The sequence below is a fragment of the Belliella buryatensis genome (genome assembly GCF_900188245.1).
GTDB classification, from domain to species: Bacteria; Bacteroidota; Bacteroidia; order Cytophagales; family Cyclobacteriaceae; genus Belliella; species Belliella buryatensis.
In genome coordinates this window covers 77560-103721 of the sequence record NZ_FZOK01000013.1, presented here as the reverse complement: position 1 = coordinate 103721, position 26162 = coordinate 77560, and the positions used below count along the sequence as shown (strand labels likewise).

Annotated in this window: 21 protein-coding genes; 9 read left to right on the top strand and 12 right to left on the bottom strand. The window is 39.1% G+C overall.

Going from position 1 to position 26162, the window contains the following annotated elements:
- Positions 1-10 precede the first annotated feature (10 nt).
- Positions 11-523: an FKBP-type peptidyl-prolyl cis-trans isomerase gene (locus tag CHB66_RS13715; RefSeq protein WP_089241908.1), complete on the bottom strand. Its 513-nt coding sequence runs from the start codon at positions 521-523 to the stop codon at positions 11-13.
- A gap of 154 nt (positions 524-677) precedes the next feature.
- Here CHB66_RS13715 and CHB66_RS13710 point away from each other — a divergent pair, with 154 nt between their 5' ends.
- The 5 genes from CHB66_RS13710 (at position 678) to CHB66_RS13690 (ending at position 7212) form a co-directional block, all read left to right on the top strand.
- Complete coding sequence (locus CHB66_RS13710) at positions 678-1211, top strand: YqaA family protein (protein WP_245812735.1); 534 nt, start codon at positions 678-680, stop codon at positions 1209-1211.
- A 51-nt stretch (positions 1212-1262) separates the two neighbouring features.
- On the top strand, positions 1263-4085 hold the full coding sequence (gene uvrA, locus CHB66_RS13705; RefSeq protein ID WP_089241904.1) for an excinuclease ABC subunit UvrA: 2823 nt from the start codon (positions 1263-1265) through the stop codon (positions 4083-4085).
- 103 nt (positions 4086-4188) lie between these two features.
- The gene (gene prfA, locus CHB66_RS13700) at positions 4189-5265 is read left to right on the top strand and encodes a peptide chain release factor 1 (protein WP_089241902.1); all 1077 of its coding nucleotides are present in this window, start codon (positions 4189-4191) and stop codon (positions 5263-5265) included.
- A gap of 170 nt (positions 5266-5435) precedes the next feature.
- Complete coding sequence (locus tag CHB66_RS13695) at positions 5436-5975, top strand: GNAT family N-acetyltransferase (protein ID WP_089241900.1); 540 nt, start codon at positions 5436-5438, stop codon at positions 5973-5975.
- A gap of 94 nt (positions 5976-6069) precedes the next feature.
- Positions 6070-7212, top strand: a complete 1143-nt coding sequence (locus CHB66_RS13690; protein ID WP_089241898.1) for a DUF4221 family protein — start codon at positions 6070-6072, stop codon at positions 7210-7212.
- Positions 7213-7289: 77 nt separating this feature from the next.
- Here CHB66_RS13690 and CHB66_RS13685 read toward each other — a convergent pair whose 3' ends face one another.
- The 5 genes from CHB66_RS13685 to CHB66_RS13665 form a co-directional block, all read right to left on the bottom strand.
- Positions 7290-7712, bottom strand: a complete 423-nt coding sequence (locus tag CHB66_RS13685) for an organic hydroperoxide resistance protein (RefSeq protein ID WP_170932498.1) — start codon at positions 7710-7712, stop codon at positions 7290-7292.
- Positions 7713-7717: 5 nt separating this feature from the next.
- A complete protein-coding gene (locus CHB66_RS13680; protein WP_089241896.1) occupies positions 7718-8161 on the bottom strand; it encodes a MarR family winged helix-turn-helix transcriptional regulator in 444 nt (147 codons plus the stop codon).
- 109 nt (positions 8162-8270) lie between these two features.
- Positions 8271-9308 (bottom strand): ABC transporter ATP-binding protein, encoded by a 1038-nt coding sequence (locus CHB66_RS13675; RefSeq protein ID WP_089241894.1) that lies wholly within the window; start codon positions 9306-9308, stop codon positions 8271-8273.
- A gap of 18 nt (positions 9309-9326) precedes the next feature.
- Positions 9327-10964, bottom strand: coding sequence for an ABC transporter permease (locus CHB66_RS13670; protein ID WP_089241892.1), 1638 nt, complete (start codon positions 10962-10964; stop codon positions 9327-9329).
- A 9-nt stretch (positions 10965-10973) separates the two neighbouring features.
- Positions 10974-12008, bottom strand: a complete 1035-nt coding sequence (locus CHB66_RS13665; protein ID WP_089241890.1) for a Fe(3+) ABC transporter substrate-binding protein — start codon at positions 12006-12008, stop codon at positions 10974-10976.
- A gap of 140 nt (positions 12009-12148) precedes the next feature.
- On the opposite strand from CHB66_RS13665, the gene CHB66_RS13660 reads away from it, so the two are divergent.
- Positions 12149-13081, top strand: coding sequence for a hydrogen peroxide-inducible genes activator (locus CHB66_RS13660; protein ID WP_089241888.1), 933 nt, complete (start codon positions 12149-12151; stop codon positions 13079-13081).
- 65 nt (positions 13082-13146) lie between these two features.
- Positions 13147-14280 carry a BamA/TamA family outer membrane protein gene (locus tag CHB66_RS13655; RefSeq protein WP_141107407.1) on the top strand — a complete coding sequence of 378 codons (1134 nt, stop codon included), beginning with the start codon at positions 13147-13149 and terminating at the stop codon, positions 14278-14280.
- Positions 14281-14749: 469 nt separating this feature from the next.
- On the opposite strand, the gene radA is transcribed toward CHB66_RS13655, so the two are convergent.
- On the bottom strand, positions 14750-16126 hold the full coding sequence (gene radA, locus CHB66_RS13650) for a DNA repair protein RadA (RefSeq protein ID WP_089241886.1): 1377 nt from the start codon (positions 16124-16126) through the stop codon (positions 14750-14752).
- A gap of 127 nt (positions 16127-16253) precedes the next feature.
- The gene (gene polA, locus CHB66_RS13645; protein ID WP_089241884.1) at positions 16254-19073 is read right to left on the bottom strand and encodes a DNA polymerase I; all 2820 of its coding nucleotides are present in this window, start codon (positions 19071-19073) and stop codon (positions 16254-16256) included.
- A 238-nt stretch (positions 19074-19311) separates the two neighbouring features.
- Between polA and CHB66_RS13640 the strand changes: the two genes are divergently transcribed.
- A complete protein-coding gene (locus tag CHB66_RS13640; protein ID WP_089241882.1) occupies positions 19312-19623 on the top strand; it encodes a hypothetical protein in 312 nt (103 codons plus the stop codon).
- A 245-nt stretch (positions 19624-19868) separates the two neighbouring features.
- Here CHB66_RS13640 and CHB66_RS13635 read toward each other — a convergent pair whose 3' ends face one another.
- The 3 genes from CHB66_RS13635 to CHB66_RS13625 all read right to left on the bottom strand — a co-directional run bounded on the left by CHB66_RS13635 (position 19869) and on the right by CHB66_RS13625 (position 23882).
- Entirely contained in the window at positions 19869-20468 is a 600-nt protein-coding gene (locus CHB66_RS13635; protein ID WP_089241880.1) for a hypothetical protein, read from the bottom strand.
- A 203-nt stretch (positions 20469-20671) separates the two neighbouring features.
- Positions 20672-23191: a M14 family zinc carboxypeptidase gene (locus CHB66_RS13630; protein ID WP_089241878.1), complete on the bottom strand. Its 2520-nt coding sequence runs from the start codon at positions 23189-23191 to the stop codon at positions 20672-20674.
- Between the two features lie 85 nt (positions 23192-23276).
- Positions 23277-23882 (bottom strand): DUF2179 domain-containing protein, encoded by a 606-nt coding sequence (locus CHB66_RS13625; RefSeq protein WP_089241876.1) that lies wholly within the window; start codon positions 23880-23882, stop codon positions 23277-23279.
- 143 nt (positions 23883-24025) lie between these two features.
- Between CHB66_RS13625 and CHB66_RS13620 the strand changes: the two genes are divergently transcribed.
- Positions 24026-25213, top strand: coding sequence for a serine hydrolase (locus tag CHB66_RS13620; protein ID WP_089241874.1), 1188 nt, complete (start codon positions 24026-24028; stop codon positions 25211-25213).
- 49 nt (positions 25214-25262) lie between these two features.
- Here the strand turns inward: CHB66_RS13620 and CHB66_RS13615 are convergent, their stop codons facing one another.
- Positions 25263-26003: a 1-(5-phosphoribosyl)-5-[(5-phosphoribosylamino)methylideneamino]imidazole-4-carboxamide isomerase gene (locus CHB66_RS13615; protein ID WP_089241872.1), complete on the bottom strand. Its 741-nt coding sequence runs from the start codon at positions 26001-26003 to the stop codon at positions 25263-25265.
- Between the last annotated feature and the right edge of the window lie 159 nt (positions 26004-26162).

Below are 26162 nucleotides of genomic sequence, written 5' to 3'. Positions count from 1 at the left end.
TTTTTGATTCTTAATGATGGTGTCCTCCTGGACCATGCACATGACCATGATCTATCTCTTCTTGCTCTGCATCTCGGATTGAAATTACTTCACCCTGAAAATATAAATCTAAGCCCGCTAAGGGCGAATTGAAATCCATATGAACTCCCTTATAGTCTATCTTGGTGATCTCCCCTCTCAATTGATTGCCTTGATCGTCTTGCATGGGTATGACCTTCCCTACTTTCAACATTTGAGGGTTCTTCTTCCCGTTTTCCTTGAAGTTTGCCTTGGGAATAATGGCCGTCTTACTTTCGTCATAGTCACCATAAGCATTTTCAAAATCAATAAAAACCTCGAAAGTGTCACCGACAACCTTACTCTGAAGCGCATCTTCCAATGCTGGAAGCGTATTGCCCGCTCCAAATAAAAAATAAAAAGGCTTATCTCTTTCTACTTTTTCAAAAAAGGTTTTTCCATTCTCCCCATCATCCACATGGAGCTCGTAGCTGACAGCTACAACTTTATGCTTCTCTATTTTCATAATTCATTTTGATTGACAATATTGAACACAAAAGAAATCAAAATAGATCGAAAAGTCCTCTATTTTAGATTTCAATTCAACACAGGAAATCCGAAGCATTTCTATGGCTCCTAATTTCATCAAAACTGAAAAATCAAAATTCTTAATTCGAAATATGTTCCGGGGTTTTATTCTCCTCGCTATCCTGATCTTGCTTTTTTATTTGCTCAGGGAAAGCATGGATGAATCAGAGCGTCTTTCTAGGTTTGGACCTATCTACAATAATACACCGCTTGTATTGTTGATATATATTGGTTCAGAAATACTTTTCGGCATCATCCCACCAGAAGTATTTATGCTATGGTCATTAGAGACTGGTCATATTGGGCCCTATTTTTTGAGCATTGGTATGCTAGCGACTATTTCTTATGCAGCTGGATATTTTAATTTTTCTCTAGGTTCACTATTGAAAGAAAAACTCAATCTGGAGAAAGTCAAAAACAAGTATGTTCAAAAATACCTCTTATTATTGCAAAAGTTCGGAGCATATTTAGTTATTGTTGCATCAATCAGTCCACTACCGTTTTCTGCTATTGCATTGATGGCTGGGGCAGGAGGAATGTCGAGAATGAAGTATACGCTTTACAGTCTTTTGAGGATTCTTAGGTATTTTGCGTATGCCTATGTTTTATGGTTAGTTGAAGGCTAAAATTTCCAACAAATTATCTTTTCAGCTGTTGTTTGGGTAACTTTGCGCGTTATGAATTTAAGCACCACTGTACGACATACATCAGTAGACGACCTTGATCCCAAGGAATACATTATCATCAAAAATGCTAAGGTAAATAACCTCAAAAGCCTCAGTGTAGCGATTCCTAGAAATAGACTTGTAGTAGTTACAGGCCTATCAGGTTCAGGAAAGTCCTCTTTAGCTTTCGATACACTTTTTGCTGAGGGACAGCGAATGTACGTGGAGAGTTTGAGTTCTTATGCCAGACAGTTTCTTGGAAGGATGGGAAAACCCGATGTAGAGTACATCAAGGGTGTTTCCCCTGCTATTGCGATTCAGCAAAAAGTTAGCACAAAAAACCCCCGCTCGACCGTAGGAACTACCACGGAGATCTATGACTACCTCAAGCTACTCTTCAGTAGAATCGGAAGGACCTATTCTCCTGTCAGTGGCGAAGAAGTTAAGCACCACACAGTTACAGACGTTGTAGACTATATTCATTCATTTGAGGAAGGGGATCGGGTCATGATTTCCTGCCCACTTCAAATCCTCAATGATAGATCCAAAGCCAAGGAATTAGAATTACTACTTCAAAAAGGCTTCACTCGCATACTGATAGACGGTGAAGCACACTTCGTGGAAGACTTGGTAGTAGAAAAACAGCTTCCCAAAGGTCATTACGAAATTCTTATAGACCGGGCTACAGTCCAAAAGGAAGATGAAGACAACCAATTCAGAATTGCTGACTCAGTACAGACAGCTTTCTACGAAGGTCATGGAGAATGTACCATTTTGATCCCCGAAAAAACCAAAAAGACCTTCTCAGACAAGTTTGAGCTAGATGACATCAGCTTTGAGTTGCCTTCTGTGAACTTCTTTTCATTCAATAATCCCTACGGAGCATGCAAAACTTGTGAAGGTTTTGGCTCAGTGTTAGGGATCGACGCTGACTTGGTCATCCCTGACAAAACCCTCTCGGTATTTGAAGGGGCTATTGCGCCTTGGAGAGGGGAGACTACGAGCAAGTGGCTAGAACCTTTGCTTAAAAAAGGGATTTATTTTGACTTTCCCATTCATAGGGCATACGAAGACCTGACAGAAGCTGAGCAAGAACTACTCTGGACGGGCAACTCCCACTTCAAAGGTCTCAATGCATTCTTCAAAGACTTAGAAAGCAAAACACACAAAATCCAATACCGAGTGATGCTTTCTCGATTCAGGGGAAGAACCACCTGTCCCGATTGTAGGGGTACAAGATTGAGAAAAGATGCCTCTTATGTCAAAATAGCAGCACATTCCATCACAGACATAGTTTTGATGCCAATTGACAAGGCCTTGGATTTTTTCCAAAACCTACAGCTTTCAGCATCTGAACAAAAAGTAGCCAATAGACTACTCAAAGAAATCCTGAACAGATTAGAATATATTGACAAAGTAGGTCTTGGCTACCTGACTTTGAATAGGCTTACTTCGAGTCTTTCTGGAGGCGAATTCCAAAGAATCAAGTTAGCGACTTCTTTAGGCTCAGCTTTGGTAGGATCCATGTATATCTTGGACGAACCAAGCATAGGACTTCATCCAAGAGATACAGACAGGCTAATCGAGGTACTCAAAACCCTCCGAGATCTAGGCAATACTGTAATTGTCGTAGAACACGAAGAGAAAATCATGAAGGCTGCAGACGAAATCATCGATATTGGCCCTGATGCTGGTGTCAATGGAGGTCAGCTGATGTTCCAAGGTGACCTCCAAGCACTCTTAGCTTCCTCCCATACCCACACAGCCCAATATCTTCGTGGAGAAGAAAAAATCAATATCAAGGAGCGGAATAGAAAATGGAAAGACAGTATTACGGTAAAGGGAGCCAAAGAAAATAATCTGAAAAACCTTACTGTACAGTTCCCTCTAAATACCCTCACCGTAGTCACAGGAGTAAGTGGTTCTGGTAAATCAACTTTGGTCAAGAAGGTATTGTATCCAGCTTTGGGTAAGATATTAGGCACTGTCATCGATGAATCAGGAAAGTTTGACAAAGTAGAAGGAGACTATAAAAAAATCTCCCAAATAGAATTCGTAGATCAAAACCCAATTGGTAAGTCATCAAGATCCAATCCGGTCACTTATGTCAAAGCTTATGATGCCATCAGAACACTATTTTCCGAATTACCCACATCAAAGCAACGGGGCTATAAGCCTGCATTCTTTTCTTTCAATGTTGATGGAGGTAGGTGTGAAGCTTGTCAAGGAGAAGGTACTGTCACCGTAGAAATGCAGTTCATGGCAGACATCCATTTGACTTGTGAAGCCTGCAAAGGGAAGCGATTCAAAGCTGAAATCCTTGATGCCAAGTATAAGGACAAGGACATCTCAGATATCTTGGATATGACTATTGATGAAGCGATGGAATTTTTTGCGGGGAAGAATCAAATCATCAACAAGCTACATCCCCTTCAAGAAGTAGGACTTGGTTATATCGGTATGGGACAGTCATCTAACACCCTCTCTGGAGGTGAAGCGCAGCGGGTAAAGCTCGCCTCTTTTCTTGGCAAAGGAGGGAATAAATCTGGTGATCATATTCTTTTTATATTTGATGAACCTACCACTGGACTTCATTTTCACGACATCAAGAAACTCCTACATTCTATCAATGCCTTGATTGAGCAAGGCCACTCAGTAATCATCATAGAACATAATACTGAGGTCATCAAATCTGCAGACTGGGTGATAGACCTAGGGCCAGAAGGAGGGGAAAAAGGAGGGAATCTAACCTTTCAAGGCACACCTGAAGACATGAAAGACCTTCAGAATAACCATACAGCAAAATATTTGAGAGAATCTTTTGATGGGATTTAGCCTTGATTCGTCGCCCTGAAGCTATCAACCCTTAAGTAATTAGAATTATTTTCATCCTAAAGGGAGAGAAGTTATCTTTGCCCTTCCAAAAAGTTAAGAAACTATGCTTGAAAAATTACAAGCGCTTAAAGATAGATTTATAGAAGTCGGCCAGCTGATCATTCAGCCAGATGCCATGTCTGACATGAGCAAATACACCAAATTGACCAAAGAATATAAGGATTTGGAAAAAGTGGTAGACTTGCTAGATGAATACACATTGGTGTTGGATAATATCAAAAGCTCAAAAGAAATCCTCGAGAAGGAAAAAGATCAGGACTTCAGAGATATGGCCAAGGCCGAATTAGATGAACTCAAAGATCGTCAGATTCAGCTCGAAGAGGATCTCAAGCAGCAGTTAATTCCAAAAGATCCTAATGACTCCAAAGATTGTATTCTCGAGATCAGAGGAGGTACAGGCGGAGACGAAGCGGCTATTTTTGCTGGAGACCTATTTCGTATGTATCAGAGATTTTGTGATAAGCAGGGCTGGAAATTGACAGTTTTGGATTTGACCTTTGGCTCTTCTGGTGGTTACAAAGAGATTATCAGCACCATCACTGGAGCTGACGTGTATGGCATGATGAAGTATGAATCAGGTGTACACAGGGTACAGCGTGTCCCTAGTACTGAGACACAAGGAAGGGTACATACTTCTGCTGCTTCAGTTGCTGTACTGCCAGAGATGGACGAGGTAGAGGTGAATATCAATATGAATGAAATCAGAAAAGACACATATTGCTCTTCTGGCCCTGGAGGACAGTCGGTGAATACTACCTACTCTGCTGTCAGATTGACTCACCTTCCTTCAGGGTTGGTAGTCACTTGTCAAGATGAAAAGTCTCAGATCAAAAACTTCGAAAAAGCGCTCAAGGTTCTTCGCTCTAGACTTTATGAAATCGAACTTGCCAAGCACAATGATGCCGTAGGCGCCCAACGTAAATCCATGGTAGGAAGTGGAGATCGCTCAGATAAGATCAGAACCTACAATTACCCTCAAAGCCGTGTAACAGACCATAGGATCAACAAGACTGTCTACAACCTCCCAGATGTGATGGAAGGCAATATTGAAGAGTTTATATCTGCGCTAAGGTTTGCCGAAAATGTAGAGAAAATGAAGGCTTCTGGGATGGATGAGTAGGATAAGGATGAAGGGCATTTCCGTCTCGAAGGAAGGATTTTAGAAGGATTAAAATTATAGAGATAAATCTGAAAATGTTCGGTTGATTCAACTTATTTAAGTGTCCTTCAGAACAAGATTTGTCATCTTCATAAAAGGAACTTATCTTTTACAAATAATCCTATCAAAATATGAAGATCTGCGGCAAAAACAACATTTCACTAGTTCGCTGGCATGAAGGTCATTTCCATCAGCTTTACCCCATTGCCAACAATCCTAAAATTGCCGCAAATCTCAGGGATGCTTTTCCTCAGCCTTACACCATTCACGACGCGAGGCACTGGATAGAACATAACATCAAATTCACCCCTCCTCAAAATTTCGCCATAGAGCAAGATGATCATTTGGTGGGATCTATAGGAGGAGAAATCGGCAAGGAAGAACTGCGTACTAATATGGAAATAGGTTTTTGGATAGCAGAACCCTATTGGGGCAAAGGAATCGCAACCGAAGCCTTGATGCTCTACACAGAATACCTTTTGGACAAGTTTCCAGAAATCAAGCGCATCTATTCGCAAGTATTTGATTATAATACAGCGAGCATGAAAGTATTGGAAAATGCAGGCTATGTACCAGAAGCCATTTTAAAAGATGCCTATATCAAAGATGGAAAAGTGGGAGATCTATTTCAATACGTAATTATCAGGTCAGAGGTGGAGAAGAGTCAATAGAATTTGTGATTTCATTTTAAGTTTCTTTAACAGCGTTTCTTTCTGATTTTCTAAAAGTGATTCCTATTTTTAGCTTATACTAAATTTTGGAAATATGAAAAATCTATACTGTGCGTTTTTGGTAGTTATATTATTTTATTCCTGCTCTGATCAAAAAAAGTCTAATATACTATTGGATAGCAGATATACCTTTTCATTTGACACTTTGATGGTAGACCCAGGAGAAGATTTGATTTTTATGGGTGTAGGCTTTATGGGCGCAACATTCGATAATGACAAAAACTATTTCTTCAAGCTTGGAGGAAATACTCCAAGAATTGAGAAAATAAATACCAACACCTTCAAATTAGAAGAAGTTATTGAATTTGACCAAGAAGGGCCAAACGGTATTGGATCCTATATCATAGATATCAAATCTAAATCAAACGAGGACTTAGTCTTGTTAAGCTATCAACAACTAGGAGTATTCAATAAGAATGGAGACAGAGACTTTAATATTCGCCCTTTGCTACTAGAATTTGAAAACCTAGATAAAAGAGAACAAATAGACCCTTTGGCAATCATTTCTGATAAGAATAATACGCTTTATCTACAAATTAATTCCAACGCATCTGGCGATACTTTTTTAGGAAAAGTTGATCTCGAGAATGATACATTGGAAAAACTTCTTATCCCTGGATTTGACTATAACAAGAATTTCAGGATTTCATTTATCGTTGACCGGTCAGGCGCTATTCATGATACGCGATCAAAAATGCAATTGATTGATGATGATGTATATTTGACAAGTAGGTATATGAACTCAATTGCAAAATACGATACAAAGGCTGACACCTTGATTATGTATACTTATGACCCAATATTGACAGCAGACAGGAAAACAGCGAAGTATAAAACTGAACAAGGCTCCTTTCAAGGATATCAGGACGAAGTCATGAAGCTAGAAAAGGAAATCACCTTTGGTCAACTCTATTGGGATGATCAAAGGAAAAATTTCTATCGATTTTCTCAAATTGGAAAATCAAGTTTTGATGAACTTGGAAAAGAGAAAGTTGATTCTTATCAAGTTTACTTCACCATTTTGTCTGAAAACTTCCAAGTATTAGATGTTCAAGAAATCGAAAACCTAAAAAAAATGCCTGAGTTTGCCTTAGTTAAAGATTCTAAAATTTGGATGGATATCAATGTGGAAGATGAATTCGGAATAGTTCAAATGTCAATAAATCAGAAAAATTAATATAATTAAAAAAAATCCCCATCTCATCACAGGACAAAATGGGGATTCATTTTATGAAGTTAATTCAATACAATGATTTATTCAACAGCCTTCACGTTCACTTCTATATTTCCTCTAGTGGCTTTGGAGTAAGGACAAACCTGGTGAGCTTCATCTACTAACTTTTGAGCCGCCTCCAAAGAGCCTGCTCCAGGGATTTTACAATGAATATCCACTGCCAATCCAAAGCCGCCATTATCTGTTTTACCCAAATGAGCCTTTACGGTGATTTCTGCATCATCTAGCTTTATTCCTTTGGCAACTGCTCCTAGCGCGCCGCCAAAGCATGCGGCATAGCCTGCAGCGAATAATTGCTCAGGGTTGGTCTTTCCTCCTGGCCCGCCAATTTCCTTAGGCATCGCCACATCAAAATCCAATTGGCCATCATCTGTTTTTACATGTCCTTTTCTACCGCCAGTATTTACAGCTGTCGCGGTGTAATCAATTGTTATTTTTTCCATTTCGTTTAGGTTTGGTTTAAAGTTGCTATTAATTTATCTAGTTCGACTTTCAAGCTATCTAACTCCTGAGACTCCCAGCTGTTCAAAGTTTCTAGAATCTTTCCTGGAATCCCCTCTGCTTTGCTCTTTAGGGATTTTCCTTGAAAGGTCAATTCAATTTCCACTCTCCTTTCATCGGCTTCACTTCTAACCCTTTTGATCAGGCTATTTGCTTCCAACCTTTTGAGCAAAGGGGTCAAAGTCCCAGAGTCTAAAAACAGTTTTTTCCCGATTTCATTGACTGCTTGTCCGTCTCTTTCCCAAAGTGTCATCATCACCAAATACTGTGGGTAAGTCAGCCCCAATGACTCCAATGGATCACGGTAAGCCTGTATAATCATTCTAGAGGCTGCATACAAAGGGAAGCACAATTGGTCTTCCAAGCGAAGGGTAGCTAGAACTTGAGACATAACATTTGCTTTTAGATTGATAACAATTAAATCTAAAACAATTTTTTTCAGAAAGCAAGTTTAACCAACTTGCCCCAAAATTCAATCACCTCAATCTACTGAAATTTAATCAAAAAGCTTCCTCTATATCGTATTTCCAAAGATAAAAGAAGGTTCTTTCTACATTTTCAAAAATCCTGCCCGGATTGGTTCTGATAGTCACTCTAAAACCCTCATCATCAGAAATCTTGACCAATTGATGGCTCCCAAAGTAAGATACTTTGACAATTTTACCACTCAACTGCTGTCCCTCTCTCTGTACCACTTCACCATGCTCTGGGCGGAACATTAACTTCACCTTTGTCTTATACTTTCTAGCCTCCAAATCAGCAATGAAACCAAAAGAAGTGTAGAACCCATCTTCGCTTGGAGTTGCAAGCAATTCATTCCTTTTGCCAAAAAAATTTGCCACATAAGGATTGACAGGAGTTTCGTAGAGATTCTTAGGAATATCTATCTGTTGTAAGTAACCTTTATGGAGAATGGCGATTCTATCAGCTGTGGACAAAGCGTCCTTAGTGTCATGGGTAACAAAAATCGCGGTAATTCCTGTCTTTTTGATAATCTGACGAATTTCTTCTCTAACTTGATCTTTAAGCATGGCATCCAGATTACTGAATGGTTCATCCATCAGAAGAATCCTAGGGTTTGGCGCAATGGCTCTTGCCAAAGCAACGCGTTGCTGCTGTCCACCTGAAAGCTGGTGCGGATACTTATTGAAATCCTCTGTCAATCCAACCAACTTGAGCGTATCCTTTGCGATTTGCACAGGGTTACCTTTTGATTTAGAAATTCCAAAAGTGACATTTTCTAAAATGGTCAAGTGTGGAAATAAAGCATAATCCTGAAAAACCATCCCCACTTTGCGATCATGCGCAGGGACAGACTCTTTGCCTCGCACAATAACTTGACCTGCCAAGGAGATTGTACCTCCATCAGGATGCTCTAATCCAGCGATCAATCTCAGTAATGTTGTCTTACCAGAGCCACTTTCCCCGACCAAGGCCAATATTTCCCCCTCTTCCACATCGAAGGAAACTTCATTGACAGCAAAAACCTTTGCTTGTCCATACTTTTTATTGATCCGACGGAGTGATAATATGCTCATCTTGATATATCTAAATACTTATAGTTCTCTTTTCTTGATCATCTGATTGAGGAAAATTATCGGAATAATTCCCGTCAAGATGATGATAACAGCAGCATTTGCCGACTCTGCAATCATTTCATTGGTAGCCATATCAAATGCCTTGGTTGCCAAAGTCTGATAGTTGAAAGGTCTCAAAATCAAAGTCAAAGGAAGCTCTTTAAGAACATCTACGAAGACCAACAAAATCCCTGAAAACAAGGTCGTTTTGATTAGTGGCAGATCAATCTTCCACAATGTTTTGGTACTTCTAATTCCCAACAATCTACTAGCTTCATTCACATGTATACCGATTTTCTGGAAGCCTGCTTCGACAGGATTATACCCCACAGCCATAAACCTGACTATATAAGCAAAGATAAGGGCAAATAAAGTTCCCGAAAGAAACAAGCCTGCCACCCTAGCGGATAACAAAGTGTCATAAACCCATTTATCAAATGCCAATAGTGGTATCATAACACCAACTGCAATCACTGCTCCTGGAATGGCATAACCTAGGGTTGCTACTTTAGTAATGCTTTTGACCCATTTGAATGGGCTCAAACGAAGCGCATAGAGTAACACAACAGAAAGAACAACCACCATGATCCCTGCAATCGCTGCCAACCCGAAGCTGCGATAAATCAATAAGAAAAATTCTTGATTGACAACTTTTTCATAAGTCAACCAAGCCCACTTCAATAATTGTAAGAATGGAATTAGAAAACTAATCAAAAAAATGATTGTACAAATACTAGTGTAAAGAAATTTCTTTTTGATCGACACCTCATTTCTTGCAGTAGGCTTATTGAGTCCATTAACCGATGAATATTGCCTATTCCCCCTTTGAAATGATTCTAAATAAAGAATCACGAAAACAAAAACCATTAAAATAGCTGCAAGGTAAATGGCTGTGGTAGCATCCCCCATAGAAAACCAAGCTCTGAAAATACCTGTAGTAAATGTATTGACACCAAAATACTTGACTGTCCCATAATCGTTGAGCACTTCCATACTTGCCAATGCGATACCCGCTACGATTGCTGGCCTTGCCATTGGAAGGGCAATTTTGAAAAATGTCTTTGTCCTATTCGCTCCCAGAAGAAATGATGCCTCCTGCATTGTTTTTGATTGTTGGAGAAATGAAGACCTTGCAATTAAAAATACGTAAGGAAATAGAGTAATTGATAGGATGAAAATTGCGCCAGGCAAATTCATAATATCAATCAAGCTACCCTTGAAGCTGACTTCAAAAGTATTTCTGAAAAAGGTCTGTATAGGACCTGTATAGTCTAAAATCCCCACATAAGTGTAAGCCATGATATAGCCTGGAAACCCCAATGGCAAAATCAATAGCCACTCGAAATACTTCCTCCCCGGAAACTCATAATTGGAAACCAACCAAGCAGTACTCACTCCTAACAAAAACGTCAAAGCCGCTACCCCTAACAGGAGTAGCAGCGTATTTTGAAAATAGCCGTATAGGAGATTATTGGCAATATGTGACCAACTACCTCCTGGGCTAGCAAATAACTTAAATAAGATAGTGACGAGTGGAGTTGCGACAAATAATAGGATGATTAGCGCATAGCCAGTCCACTTATTCCACCAATAGTACTTCTTCCTAATTATATCCAAAACTTTGGCTTATTTCCATCCAACACGGTCAAAGATAATCACTGCATCTTTGTTCCTTTTTCCTAACTCAGACAAATTGATTTCATCTGCTTTAAATGCTCCCCATTCTTTCAATAAATCAGAGTATTCAGCTTTAGGGTTTACTGGATATTCAAAATTGATACTTGCAAGGAAATTCTGAGCCTCTACTTCTGACAAGAATTCTATCAATTTAATTGCATTGTCTTTGTTTGGCGCATACTTAGTAACAGCTGCCCCAGAAACATTAATATGTGTTCCTCTATCGTCTTGATTTGGGAAGAATATAGCGATTTTCTCAGCAGCCTTTCTTTCCTCTTCATTAGCATCATTGAGCATGATTCCAATGTAGTAGGTATTTACGATGGCCACATCTCCTTCTCCTGATGCCACGGCTTTCACCTGATCTCTATCGCTTCCTTTGGGTGTTCTTGCCATATTGGCCAACAATTTACTCGCCCATTCTTCAGCGGCTTCCTCACCATTATTCGCAATGATAGAAGCCAAAAGTGATTGGTTGTATATGTTCTCTGACGAACGAGTCAGCACTCTCCCTTTCCAATTTTCTTCTGTCAAAGCTTCATAAGTTGACAATTCACTCGGATCAACTCGCTCTTTGCTATATGCCAATATTCTAGCTCTGAAAGTCAAACCAAACCATTTATTACTAGGCTCTCGAAATTTTGAAGGAATATTGTTATTCAAAATTTCAGACTCTACTGCTTGGACAAGGTCCTTCTCAACAGCTCTATGCAATCTACCTGCATCCACTGTAATCAAGATATCTGCAGGGGAGTTAGCACCTTCAAGTTCTAACTTTTGAATCAATTCATCAGCACTTGCACTGACTACATTTACTTTGATTCCTGTTTTTTCTGTAAACTGATCAAATAATTGCTGATCGGCCTCGTAGTGCCTGTGGGTATATACATTGACTACTTCCTCTTGATCTGAAGCACCTCCACAGGCGTATAATGAAATTGCTGCAAGACCTAAAATTGTCGATTTTAGAATATTCTTTAACATAGATTTCTTGATTTATGGATGCAAAATTAATCATTATTTAAATCAAATCTAAATAAAGAGAAAAAGATTTTTATATTTGTGCTTCTCCTATGATGGGAGGTTTTGAGTAGATTTATCAGGTAGTAGACAGGGAAAAAACTATGACAATCCAACAATTGGAATACATCTTAGCTGTAGATAAGTTCAGACATTTTGGCCAAGCTGCAGAATCTTGTTTTGTAACACAGCCCACGCTGAGTGCACAGATCAGTAAACTCGAAAAAGAACTCAATGTCATCATTTTTGATCGATCCAAAATGCCTGTCATCCCCACAGAAACTGGTTCTCAAATTATTGACCAGGCAAAAAAAGTCGTCTCCCACAGCAAAGGTATTTTCGAACTTGTCGCTCAACTCAAGGGCGATATTAGCGGTGTGATCAAGCTTGGGATTATCCCTACCTTAGCACCTTATCTGCTGCACAGATTCATCAAAAATTTCATTGATAAATTTCCAAAGGTCCAACTTCAAGTGGAAGAGATGGTCACTGAAGACGTGATCAAAAAACTCAAAAATGACGAAATAGATCTTGGCATTGTGGTTACGCCTCTTAATGAAAGTGGGCTTTTAGAAAAGCCAATGTTCTACGAGAAGTTCTTCGCTTATTTGTCCGATGGGCATCCCTTATTAAGAAAAGACAAAATATCGGTGGAGGATTTGGAATCTACGGATCTGTGGATGCTTCAACAAGGGCATTGCTTCAGAGACCAAGTTCTCAATCTCTGTAATCAAGCCAAGTTTCAGAAAATGAATTTCCACTACGAAAGTGGATCTTTAGAAGGTTTGAAAAACATGGTCAATGAATATCAAGGAGTCACTTTACTACCTGAATTGGCTACTTTCTCTATGAATGAAAAAGAAAAAACAAGACTGAGAACTTTTGAAGGAGAGGAACCGATTCGAGAGGTAAGTATTGTCCTCACAAGAAGTTTTCTCAAACAAAAACTAGTGGAGTTACTCTACAATGAAATCACAGCCTCCATCCCTCAAGAGATGACTTCAAAGGCTCATGGAAAAATTATCAGATTTAAATAAAGAAATTACTATTTTTGATAGTTATACGAGGGGATACAAATCCCCTTATCTTGTTTTTAGGTTTGATGAAAAATATTCTCTTCGCTATTTTCTTCTTATGCACTTTCTTCCATCTAGGAGAAACCAACGCTCAATCGCTGGTGAAGAAATATTTCAATAATGTATTTAATGACACATCCGAAATAAGCAAACCACAATTTTTGGTTTATCCCACACTTGCTTATGCTCCAGAAACTAGCTGGGAAATTGGGCTTTCTTCTCTTTATGTATATTACGCCAAACGCGACACAGCAAACAGGTTAAGCGAAATCAATGGTTTCACTTTCTTCACTCTTGAAAATCAATATGGTCTTTGGTTTGATCATGCAATCTATTCGGATCAAAATGATTGGTTTTTCTTAGGTAGAATCAGGGTTCAGAGCTTCCCTTTGAAATATTATGGTATAGGTATGAATACAGACCCTAATTACCTAGCTCTCGTGGATGCTAATCAGATCATGATCAAAGAAAGAGTGCTGAAAAGAGTCCAGAAGAATCTATTTATAGGAATAGAAATGGATTTTCAGAGACTTGCTTCGGTAGATTTCAAGCCGGCACCTGAAGCCTCAACTTTTGACCTACCAAGAGGCAATAATGGATCAACTAACTTCGGAATCGGGGCTGGTATTGTCTATGATAATAGGCATAATGTACTCAATGTAAGAGAGGGATTGTTTACAGAATTGGCTTATCTCAGGTATTCTCCTGCATTGAGTACTTTTGGGTTCAATGCCGTCATTTCAGATACTAGAATATTTAGACCAGTAGGGAAAAATAATGTATTCGCCGCACAACTCCTCGGGCAATTCAATTCTGGAGATGTTCCCTTCAATCAATTGGCTCTGATGGGGGGCGAATCTATGATGCGAGGATACTACACCGGTAGATTTCGTGACAAAAATCAAATAGCTTCACAGGTAGAGATGCGCTTTCTTCCACTACCATTAGGTTTTACTGAGCGAATAGGAGCAGCAATCTTTGGAGGAGCAGCAACTGTATTCCCTGATTTTTCTAATCTTAACCTAAAAAACATCGTCTGGTCTGCTGGTGGTGGTTTGAGATTTTTACTCTTTCCTAAAAAAGATATTTACACCAGACTTGACTATGCACTTACTGCTGAAGGATCCGGTTTTTACCTATTTATTGGGGAGGCTTTCTAGTATCCTATGTCATCCAAAAGTAAAGCTAGATACATAGGATTGTAATTTGGAAGCTAATTTAATACAAAAGTATATTCGTACTCTTACCAGTAGCTATAGGAAAAGGTGGAGTTTAAAGCAGTTGATGCTCTGATAACTAATCGACTAATATCCCTTGTGGCCGTGGTGTAGATAACGATTATTCGCAAGAATATTTGTGTCATATATGCATACTGATATCATTCTAATAATCATAAAAATAATCTGATTGTACGCTTCTTTGCTAGAAAGTCCAATTCATTGGATTCATCAGTTGATATTGGGAAATATCAAATAGTAACTTGTCCGTGTCGAATCTAATATAGAATGAATATCAAAGCTAAACTAAATCGGTTTTTTCTGCCAGTACTGGCAAAGTCTCTATGTGCGCAAAAAAAAAATAATCATCTAAAGTTACTTAACTCACAAAAGATTAAATAAAACCAACAAATCAAGTGAATAAGCCTTGGTACATTTCTTCCAGCTTACTCACTTGAATCACTTTAATTTTGTATTTATTTACGTCGAGACCTTTTACTGCATATTTGGAAACCATGATCCGCTTGAAGCCGAGCTTCTCAGCTTCAGCGATCCTATTTTCTATTCGATGAACAGCTCTCACTTCACCTCCAAGACCTACCTCACCCGCAAAACACAAATCCGCAGGTACGGGAGTATCTTCATAAGATGAAATCAAAGATGCACAAACTGCCAAATCCAATGCTGGATCATCCACTCTAAGCCCGCCAGCTACATTTAAAAATACATCTTGCTGCCCAAGACGCATACCTCCACGTTTTTCTAGTACTGCCAAAAGCATATTAAGTCGCTTAGCATCATGTCCAGTACTGCTTCGTTGGGGAGTGCCATAGGTCGCGGGGCTTACCAGAGATTGGATTTCGATCAGAAGTGGACGATTCCCTTCCATCATCGCTCCGATAGCAACTCCATTGAGCAACTCTTCCCTTTGGGTCAAAAGAATTTCGGAAGGATTCGCAACTGGTCTCAAACCCTCAGTTCTCATCTCGTAGATCCCAAGTTCGTGCGTAGAGCCAAATCTATTCTTAGATGTTCTAAGAATACGATAAGAAAGATGCCGATCACCTTCAAACTGTAAAACTGTGTCTACCATATGCTCAAGCACCTTAGGGCCTGCTATGGCTCCGTCCTTGGTAATATGTCCTACTAGAAAAACTGGCGTTCCAGTCTCTTTAGCAAACTTCATCAGCTCAGCCGTGCATTCTCTCACCTGACTTACCGATCCAGCCGCAGATTCCACATGCTTGCTATGCAAGGTTTGAATAGAATCAATGACCAAAATATCTGGATTGAGTTGCTCGATTTGTTGAAAAATAGCTTGGGTATTGGTCTCCGAGAGCACAAAACAGTTGTCAGAATCAAGGGGCATCCGTCCTGCCCGCATCTTGATCTGTGATTCGCTTTCTTCACCAGAGACATAGAGTACCTTGGTCTGATTGAGCATCAAGGCGATCTGAAGCATCAGCGTGGACTTACCGATCCCAGGCTCTCCGCCTATCAGTACCAAAGATCCTGGCACTATCCCTCCTCCCAAAACACGATCTAACTCCATGTCGTGCGTAACCAACCTTGGTTGCTCTTCAAAATTAATCTCTTTCAGTCGTCTCGGAGCTGAGGCTCGCTTTTCCTTTGTGGTAGCCTGTTTCCAAGTTCCTCTTCCAGAATCTTCTTTTTGGACGATTTCTTCTACAAAAGTATTCCACTCACCACAAGAGGAGCATTTTCCTAGCCATTTGGGGCTCTGAGCACCGCAATTTTGACAGAAAAAGGTGGTTTTTGTTTTTGCCATTTGATTTGATTACTATTTCTGAAGCCCAACATCATTCTATTTAGTCAGAAGCATACACTTTTATATGAAATTACCGAGCCCTTTGATATCATGACATGAAATTTGCCGTCTTAATTCTCCAACACACTTAATGTGCTTCTAACCAATCCTTGCCTATCCCAACTTCAACTTCAAGTGGCACAGCTATCTTTACAGCATTGATCATAATATTAGGTATCTCCTTCTTAAGAAGCTCTACTTCATCTTTATGGGCATCAAAAACCAATTCATCATGAACTTGCAAAATCATCTTGGACTTGAGTTGTTCTTTTACCATCCAATCATACACTTGAATCATGGCTACTTTAATCATGTCTGCAGCAGAGCCTTGAATCGGGGCATTGATGGCGTTGCGCTCAGCAAATCCACGCATAGTCATGTTACGACTATTGATGTCACGGAGGTATCTTCTTCTGCCTAATATTGTCTCAACATATTCTTGTTTTCTAGCCTTTTCAATGGCACCATCCATATATGATTTTACAGCTGGAAACTCCTTGAAATAAGAGTCAATGATTTCCTTGGCCTCAGACCTTGGGATACTCAAGCGCTGCGAAAGCCCAAAAACTGAGATGCCATAAATTATCCCAAAATTGGCAGTCTTTGCTTTTCTACGCATATCTGAAGTCACTTCTTCTAAGGGAACTTGAAAAATTTTAGCCGCTGTAGTGGCATGGATATCTCTGCCGTTTTTGAATGCCTCCATCATAGAATCGTCTTTGGCAAAAGCTGCCATGATTCTCAATTCGATCTGAGAATAATCCGCTGCAAGGATTACATAATCATCATTCCTAGGCACAAAAGCTTTTCTGATTTCTCTACCTCTTTCTGTCCTGATAGGAATATTCTGGAGGTTGGGATTGATAGAAGATAGTCTCCCTGTAGCTGCTACAAATTGATTGTAGGTAGTATGAACCCTTCCAGTTTTAGGATTGATCATGGTAGGGAGTGCATCTACATAAGTAGACTTCAGCTTAACTACTTGACGGTATTCCAATATCGCAGCAGCGATCTCATGCTCTCCAGCCATCTTACTCAAAATTTCCTCCCCTGTAGCATACTGACCAGTTTTAGTCTTCTTGGCTTTAGGATCTAATGCTAGCTTCACGAAAAGAATTTCGCCTAGCTGCTTTGGTGAAGCTAAATTGAACTCTTCTCCTGCTAGTTGGTAGACCCGCTTTTCTATAGTCTTACTTTCTTCATCCAAGACTTGAGACATTTCAGCTAAACTCTCGGTATCTATTTTAACACCCTCAAACTCCATTGCTGTCAATACCCTGATCAAAGGATTCTCAACTTCATGCAAAAGCTTCTCCAAGCCATTTCCCTTGATGATGGGATCAAATGTTTGCTTTAGTTTAAGGGTGATATCAGCATCTTCTGCGGCATAAGCGGTCACTTCATCGACATCGACATCACGCATATTACCCTGATTCTTCCCTTTTTTACCAATCAAAGCTTCAATAGAAACAGGCTTATAATTCAAATACTGCTGTGCAAGCCAATCCATAGAATGCTTCCCTTCTGGCTCAATCAGATAGTGTGCCAGCATAGTATCATAAAGCTTCCCTTTCACTCTTATTCCATAATTCCGCAGTACTAAGAGATCATATTTCACATTTTGGCCAATTTTGGTAATCTGCTCATTCCCAAATATCCCTTTGAATAGATCTAATTTATTTTTTGCAGCTTCTTGATCAGCTGGAAAAGGAATATAAAATGCTTCTCCAGGCACATACGCGAATGATAAGCCAACTAACTCAGCTTCATTGGGATTCAATGCTGTAGTCTCAGTATCAAAACAGAATTCTTCTTGCTTTTCCAAATAACTGATTAATTCTAGAATCCCCTCATCTCCATCGACCTTATGATAATCATGGGCAGTAGTCAGTATGTTGTCATGCAACTGAACTACTGGAAGTGGATTTTCTTCCTCTACCACTTCTATATTTTCCTCAGCCTGATCTGCTGGTCCTGTAAATAGACCCAATTGATCGGAAACATTGATTTTCGGCTTTTTAATAGCTTCTCCAAACACCCTTTGGGTCAAGGCTCTGAACTCAAGTTCAGCAAAAAGCGCTTTTAATTGATCTTCTTTTGGGCCATTGTATTTCAAAGCTGGCTCGTCAAAATCAACTGGTACTTCTAAACTGATTGTTGCTAATTCCTTCGAAAGCAACCCTTGTTGGCCAAAGTTTTCCACATTTTCTTTTTGCTTACCTTTGAGCTTGTCCGTGTTTTTGAGCAACTCTTCTATGGTCCCATATTCTTTTAGAAGTTTAACGGCTGTCTTCTCTCCTATCCCAGGGATCCCGGGAATATTATCGACTGCATCCCCCATCAACCCTAAAATATCTCTGACTTGATCCACATGCTCAATATCCCATTTGGCACATACTTCCTTGGGACCCATTATATCTACACCATTTCCCATAAAAGCAGGCTTATAAAGGAAAATATGATCCTCAACCAATTGCCCATAGTCTTTATCAGGAGTCATCATAAATACCTGAAAACTGGTGCGTTCAGCTTTCTTGGCAATCGTACCGATGATATCATCCGCTTCAAAACCATCCAATTCTAAAATAGGAATATCAAACGCCTCCACGATTTTCTTCACCCAAGGAATCCCTATCTCAATATCTTCTGGCTGCTCTTGTCTATTGGCTTTGTAAGCCTCAAATTGCACATGTCTAAACGTAGGCGCTTTGGTGTCAAAAGCCACGGCAATATGAGTGGGCTTTTCTTTTTCCAATACCTCCAAAAGTGTATTGGTAAACCCTAGCATAATACCAGTATTCAGGCCTTTGGAATTGATTCTTGGGTTTTTGCTAAAGGCAAAATGAGCTCTGTAAATCAAAGCCATTGCATCTAACAAAAAAAGTTTTTTATCTCCTTTAGAGGACATGAGGTGTGATTTTTTGAATGAGAATATCTATTAAGCGTGCAGCGAATTGGCTACTATATGAAAGGCTAAATTACAAATAATAATGTAAAGGAATCGAGCTGACTTCTAACAAATGAAGAATAAAAACACTAAATTACCAATGCTCGAAACAAACTCTGGTCTGATTCTTGGTTTATTATATTGATCGGAGTGAAAGCACTCCTGTTTTAAATTTATTTATTCACTAAAATTCAATGACATGAAAAAGATCGCGTACTTTTTATCAGTAATGTTTTTGTTTACAGCATTTGCACCTGCTGCAATGGCTAAGGATGTAAAAAAAGAAAAGTCGGAATTGACGGCTGAAGAGCAGTTGAGACTTGAAGAAATCAACAATAGAGTTGAAGAGATCAAGGCTTTGGACTTTGCCGATATGACTAAGGCAGAGAGAAGAGAAGTGAAAAGCGAGTTGAAAGAGATGAGAGCAGAAGCCAAGGCCATGGGTAATGGAGTCTACTTATCTGTAGGAGCTATCATCATCATCTTATTGATTTTGATACTTCTCACATAGTATATCTATAAGTTAAAAAAGCCTCACGAAAAACGTGAGGCTTTTTATTTTTCAAATCTTTATATGTATATCCGAATTCACACCAGTAGTTAAATGAAATCGTGTATTTTAAAGCAATTGACTCACTGACAACTAATTGACTAATAACTCTTAGCCATGGCGAAGATTACGGTTAGCCATTAGCCAGAAGAAAATTCGTGTTAAATATGTATACTGTTGTCATTTAGGATAATCATAAATCTTAATTAAGATGTCTTACCATTTAGCGCATCCACCAATTCTCTTTTCAACTTTCTTTCTCTATCGAGCGTGTTTTTTCGATGTTGCTCAAACTCTTCCACTGTTTCTGCTAAATTCTGCCTTGCAATAGAAATCACTTTGTGACTCCTGCTAAACTTATATAAAAAAAATAAGAATGCTGCCAATAGTCCCGCAACGATCGTCCACATGATGGCATTGTAGGAGCTCTTGTGAATCGGTATTCCTAAGAAGAAAAAGCTATCTCGTGCCTGCTCCGCAGTTTGCAAATCTCTTTGAATACTTTCCATTTGCGCTTCCAATTCACCGATTTTGGTTTGCTGATTGACCACAGTTTGTTGCACAGTTGCCAGTTCCTTTTCAAAGACACTAAGTGAATCAAGCACATTGGATTTTATTTTATCCAAATTGGCTTTTTTTACCACCTTATATTCTTGATAATTGTTTGAAACTCTGTTTAAATAATCAAACTGACTAGAGATCGTCCCACTATTTAATGAGCCTGTTTCTTCGGAGACATCTTGAGCGTAGCTAGCTACAACAAAAAATAGACTGGTAATCAGGGAAAGGAATGTGGTTTTGTTCATGAGGCAATAGGTATTATGTGATTAATTTAATTAATTAATTTTTAAGAATGTGAACTTTTTTGACAAAATATCAATAACTGTGCCCCAAAGGGGTGCTTTTTATATTAAAAACTCAAAAAAAGTAACCTTGAAATGAAAATCCAACAAAAAAGAACAGGCTTATTTCTAGTGAAATAAGCCTGTCTCCTAGAGAAATTGACTATTTATTGACCTACCAAAAAGATAGAATTAGCCATGATCAATTTACCTGACTCCCAAAAACTTCTAAACATCGGGTTATCTACTAAATAGACTATCTGACCTCTTCCTTGATTTTCAACTCCATAAACCATAGATTCTTTCATCTGAGGCTTAAGTTTGTTGCCAATAAATCCAAATCTGTATGCATCCAAAGAAGGTATGATCCCTGCATTAACCCCTCTATTGAGGTATGCATATCTTCGCCCATTATTTTTTAAGGTATAGTATTTATCTCCCATTCCAAAATTGAGCGAGTAAGTAGTGTCTAACTTAACTTCAAAGATTGCTCCAGCAGCTGTGGTCGATATCCCCATTCTTGAGCGGTCTTGATAAGGCTCCAATCGTTCTACCTTAACCAGCTCCGTTTCGGTTTTTTGCTGTGCTTTTTTCTCCTCATCAGTATCAAACCTACTTAGGCTAAATCCTTCCTTGTCGGCAAACATACCTACAGCCGCCTCAATCGCAATGGCTTTGCCTCCTGCTCTAACCCAATCCATTACTTTGTTGAAATTAGCACCATTGAGATAATTTCCAGATGGCAAGATCAATACATCATATTTACCTAAATCAAATCTACCAAGCATATCAGCTTCCAAGATAGAAATAGGGTAATCAAGCTCCTGCTCGAAGAAATACCAAACCTCACCAAAGTTGAGAGAAGAAGTACCTGAACCACCTATCATTGCAATTCTAGGTGCTTTTATAATAGCCACGTCAGAAGAACCAAAGTCTTTGCCCTTGTCTACATAAGATGAAGAGGAAGTAGCAAGTTTGATTTCAAATATATTGGCTAGATTCACCACTTTCTGATCGTAATCCGCTACATATTGGTTGCCATTGCGCATGATAAGCATAGTTCCAGCAGGGTATGACTCTCCATTGATCTCAAATGCTGCATCTGCTACTCTTACTCTAATACCTTCATTCAATAAAGCCGCCAAATATTTCGCATGTTTTGTGGCGTTCCAAGGCGCTAGGTAAGTTAGCGGCTTACCATTTACAGTATTCTTTTCAAAAGATGGCTTTACATAAGCTTTTGCTGCATCTAACTTTGTTTCCAAAGCATAAGCTTGTACACCATAGGCGAAAGGTAAAGCCCAACTAGTGATATCATAAGTAATACTATCTTGGAGCACTGCTTCTGGTTCAAATAAAACTTGAGTCAAGACAGATTTAGGCTGATAAGCATTCACAATGATATCCTTATCTGTGGTAGAGAAAGATGTTGACTTTCCTGTAAAATAATCCAAACCTCTCAAGCCTGACCTATTCCCTGCAAATCCATAGCTGATTTTATTCTTGTCTAACAAAGCCAAAAGGGCCTCCACTCTGGCTGGATTCTGATCCGCTTTGATAACAAAGCTTTTATATTTTGCTTTAGGACTGGTGCTATTATCCTTGAAAAACTTAGCAAATTCATCTGCAAGTCTTTCTGCATGCTGAGCAGTCACTTCTACGGCGGAAATACCAGCTGCATGCTGATGAATGATTCTCTCCTCTAATGTCACTGTATCTCCAAGTGCATTGAGCATTCCAAGACCAGCTCTTCCAGAACCTCCTTTTTCTATAGTCATCCCAATAGCGCCATTATACATAGGGTAAGTATCTCCATAAGATGGATACAGCAAATCAAATCTTTCTTTGGTGAAGTATTGCCAATTATTAGCATCAAATTTAGCAGCAGTATTTCTACCATATATATCCTGAAATTCGTGCTGAAACGGAGAAACTTGCTCGTGAATTGGCTTCGCTGCTGGAGCAAAATAAAATGGGTCGTTGATGCCTTGTTCATGATAATCAACAAACAAGTGGGGCATCCACTGATGATAAAGTTCAATTCTTTGCTTTGTCTCTGCTTGTGTCTGCCACGCCCAATCTCTATTGAGGTCCATTAAGTAATGATTTGGACGACCTCCAGGCCATGGTTCAAAATGCTCTGTAGATTGTGGGTCTGGCTGAAGCCTTGAGTTGACCTTCTGATTATACCATACAGTATAGCGATCTTTCCCATCTGGATTGGCACAAGGATCTACAATCAAAACCTGACTCTGCAACCATTCCTTACCTTGAGCATTATTTGGGTTGACCACTTCCCAGAAAGTCATCATTGCAGCTTCTGTCGCCACCGCTTCATTCCCGTGGACGTTATATTGCATCCAATTGATAGCTACTTTAGTACTTGGGTTACCTTCGACCATGCCTGTTCTCCTCAAATTATCCATGCGGATTTGGTCAAGATTCTGCATGTTTTCAGGCGAAGTAGCTATAGCCACAAACAAAGGCCTTTTCTCTACTGACTCTCCATAATAAACCAACTTTACATTGGGAAGGGTGCTCGCTAGGTGTTCGAAGTAGTCTACTACCCTATGATGCGGGGTAAACCTCTCTCCAGCTTTGTATCCCAAAAATTCATCGGGACTTTTTTGCGCTAATGCAGTCCCTACAATGAGCATTGCAAGAACAAGGGTATAGATTTTTCTCATAAACGATATTTATGCAGGTTATTAAGTTTTGACTTGTAAGTTACTCTCTTTGGCTAAAGGATTCAAACCACCCTTGGAAATTATCCTATTTCCTAATTCTGCTCCAAAGTTTGGTTGTAAATTTTGGCCTGTCTTCCATCACATTTAGATGATCATCTTCACTGACCCTTTTGACACTTTCTATGGTATAAAAGGCATTTTCATTTAACCCCTTGACACGTTGGATAAACTCCGTAAGAGCGTCTCTTTTCATCACTGTAAAAAGTAAATTGACCTTTCCGTAGCGCCCTTCTGCTCCCACATTGGTAAATCTAAAGTTCCTATCTTTCATATAATCAATCAACTCAGGCATGGCTTCAGGAGTGATTACCCTTACCAATACTCTACCTAAGGCTAATTTTTCTTCAATCGTCATCCCAACGTAAGTCCCCATGGCAAACCCTCCCGCATAGGCGAAATATGACATGGGATTATTAATATTCTGAAAGATCTGCCCTATGGCTAACAACCAAATCATCGCTTCAAAGAACCCAAGTACTGGAGCAACTTTCTTTTTCCCATTGAGCATGAACATAATTCTGAGGGTATTGATAGACACATCAGAAACTCTTGCCATAAAAATCAAGAGAGGCATAATAACATAATTGAAAACTTCTTGAGAAATGCCAAATGATTCCAGATATTCTTGCATAATGCTTGGTTTTGTTCAATGATGCTACAAAGTTAAGGAAATAAACAAGCCTCCCGAAAATAGCAGCAGGATTAAAAGTTCCATGATCAAGCTTATTAAAATTCATCCTATTTCATTAAATTAAATGCCTTAAACATTTAGCTATGAAAAATGCTACTATCATTTTACTGCTGTTTATATTTTCTTGTGGGCAAAAGGAGCCCATACCTTTCCAACAAATTGGAAAAGAGTATAAGACTTTGAGAAAAGTGTTGGCCAACAGAGAAAAATATCAAGTCCAGATCCTTTACACCCAAATAGACAGAGATGAAGAAAATAAGATTCAATTGACAAATTATGACCTTGGATTAGATGATCAGAAATATTTCTACCCCGCCAGCACAATCAAGCTTCCAGTAGCAATATTAGCCTTGGAGTGGCTAAGGGAACAAAATATAGATGGGTTGACCGCTGAATCCATTATGCTGACGGACTCAATCAGAATCTTACAATCAGCAGTAAAGTATGACAGTACAGCCCATAACTTCCTTCCAAACATAGCCCATTATATCAAAAAGATTCTTCTCGTGAGCGATAATGATGCTTACAATCGCCTTTACGAATTACTTGGGCAAGACTACATCAATACTAAGTTGCTGTCCAAAGGGCTGTCAAATACCATCATCAACCATCGGCTTAGCATTGCCATGAGTCCTGAGGAAAATCGGCACTTTAACCCAATTCATTTTCATGATATAGCAGGGAAAGTATTGTTGGATTTGCCAGCTAGGTTTACGGAGAACGTTTATTATAATCAAGACGCTCCCCACCTAGGCGGAGCCTATTACTCCAATGGTGAATTGATTATGGAAGCAATGGACTTTACCTATAAGAATCGCTTTTCTATCAGTGATTTTCATGGAGTCATTCAGAGAATCGTCTTTCCTGAGCTTTTCAAAGAAGAGCAAAGGTTTCATATATCTGAAACTGACAGAGAATTCATTCTAGCCTACATGTCTATGCTTCCTAAAGAAAGTGATTATCCCAAATATGAAATAACTGAATACTATGACAGCTTCTCCAAATTCTACAAATTCGGAACAAGCCAAGACCCTATCCCCTCCAATTTCAAAATCTTCAATAAAACAGGGCAAGCTTATGGACATCTTTTGGATGGAAGCTATTTTACAGACAAGAAAAATGGGGTGGAATTTTTTGTCTCTGCAATCATTTATGTCAACGAGAATCAGACTTTAAACGACAATCAATACGAATACGAAGAAATTGGATTCCCTTTTTATGAAGAGTTGGGAAACTATCTTTATGATCTTGAGATAAAAAGGAGAAAATAACAAAGGCCTGCAGATTGTCAGCAGGCCTTAACTTTAGATGGGATAATACTTAATTGCCGTGCTCAGCCATAAATTTATCTAAGTCTTGAAGTGAAATCTTACCTTCGTAGTAAGCCCTGCCAAATACAACCGCAGTCACACCAATATCTTTCAATTGCTTGAAATCATCGATATTGCGTACACCTCCATTGGCAGCGAGGTGGATTGTGGGGAATTTTTCGACAATTTCTTTGTATAGCTCAAAATTAGGGCCTTCCATGACTCCATCTCTGGTCACGTCAGAACATTTAAGGTATTTCAGCCCCTTACTATAAAACTCCTCTATGTGGTCAAACAAATCAACTTCAGTTTTCTTGGTCCAGCCTCTTGTTTTTATTTTATGATCTGCTGGATTGGTATCAGCTGCCAAAAATATTTTCTCTCTACCATAAGACATGATCCATTGAGCAAAACGCTCCGGATACGTTACAGAAACAGAGGCTGCCGTGATCGCTGCTGCACCATGCTCGAATGATTTGATCACATCTCCATCAGTAGAAACACCACCCGTGAAGTCCACCTTTAGATTGGTATAACCAGCGATAGCTTCTAAAATATGATAGTTTTTAGGCTCTCCTCTACGAGCACCATCCAAATCTACCAAGTGCAACCAACGAATCCCATGATCTTCAAAGGCCTGAGCTATTTCTAGAGGATTATTGGAAATCACCTCTTCTGTAGAAAAATCACCTCTTTTGAGACGAACACATTTTCCATTGATGAGATAAATAGATGGTATGATATCAAACATAACTTTTATGGCTTTAAATTAATGATTTGGTAAAATTTAGGCCCTTCCTCGGTAAAAAAGCATAGATGATTAGCCTAGATTTTGAAATTCTAAAGATAATAGAAGAACGGATTATTTAGCAATGAAAACTCAAAATGTTTACAGTAAATTACCAATTAA

Coding starts and splice junctions, on each gene's coding strand:
- CHB66_RS13715 (WP_089241908.1), bottom strand. CDS start 523: ATGAAAATAGAGAAGCATAAAGTTGTAGCTGTCAGCTACGAGCTCCAT.
- CHB66_RS13710 (WP_245812735.1), top strand. CDS start 678: ATGTTCCGGGGTTTTATTCTCCTCGCTATCCTGATCTTGCTTTTTTAT.
- uvrA (WP_089241904.1), top strand. CDS start 1,263: ATGAATTTAAGCACCACTGTACGACATACATCAGTAGACGACCTTGAT.
- prfA (WP_089241902.1), top strand. CDS start 4,189: ATGCTTGAAAAATTACAAGCGCTTAAAGATAGATTTATAGAAGTCGGC.
- CHB66_RS13695 (WP_089241900.1), top strand. CDS start 5,436: ATGAAGATCTGCGGCAAAAACAACATTTCACTAGTTCGCTGGCATGAA.
- CHB66_RS13690 (WP_089241898.1), top strand. CDS start 6,070: ATGAAAAATCTATACTGTGCGTTTTTGGTAGTTATATTATTTTATTCC.
- CHB66_RS13685 (WP_170932498.1), bottom strand. CDS start 7,712: ATGGAAAAAATAACAATTGATTACACCGCGACAGCTGTAAATACTGGC.
- CHB66_RS13680 (WP_089241896.1), bottom strand. CDS start 8,161: ATGTCTCAAGTTCTAGCTACCCTTCGCTTGGAAGACCAATTGTGCTTC.
- CHB66_RS13675 (WP_089241894.1), bottom strand. CDS start 9,308: ATGAGCATATTATCACTCCGTCGGATCAATAAAAAGTATGGACAAGCA.
- CHB66_RS13665 (WP_089241890.1), bottom strand. CDS start 12,008: ATGTTAAAGAATATTCTAAAATCGACAATTTTAGGTCTTGCAGCAATT.
- CHB66_RS13660 (WP_089241888.1), top strand. CDS start 12,149: ATGACAATCCAACAATTGGAATACATCTTAGCTGTAGATAAGTTCAGA.
- CHB66_RS13655 (WP_141107407.1), top strand. CDS start 13,147: ATGAAAAATATTCTCTTCGCTATTTTCTTCTTATGCACTTTCTTCCAT.
- radA (WP_089241886.1), bottom strand. CDS start 16,126: ATGGCAAAAACAAAAACCACCTTTTTCTGTCAAAATTGCGGTGCTCAG.
- polA (WP_089241884.1), bottom strand. CDS start 19,073: ATGTCCTCTAAAGGAGATAAAAAACTTTTTTTGTTAGATGCAATGGCT.
- CHB66_RS13640 (WP_089241882.1), top strand. CDS start 19,312: ATGAAAAAGATCGCGTACTTTTTATCAGTAATGTTTTTGTTTACAGCA.
- CHB66_RS13635 (WP_089241880.1), bottom strand. CDS start 20,468: ATGAACAAAACCACATTCCTTTCCCTGATTACCAGTCTATTTTTTGTT.
- CHB66_RS13630 (WP_089241878.1), bottom strand. CDS start 23,191: ATGAGAAAAATCTATACCCTTGTTCTTGCAATGCTCATTGTAGGGACT.
- CHB66_RS13625 (WP_089241876.1), bottom strand. CDS start 23,882: ATGCAAGAATATCTGGAATCATTTGGCATTTCTCAAGAAGTTTTCAAT.
- CHB66_RS13620 (WP_089241874.1), top strand. CDS start 24,026: ATGAAAAATGCTACTATCATTTTACTGCTGTTTATATTTTCTTGTGGG.
- CHB66_RS13615 (WP_089241872.1), bottom strand. CDS start 26,003: ATGTTTGATATCATACCATCTATTTATCTCATCAATGGAAAATGTGTT.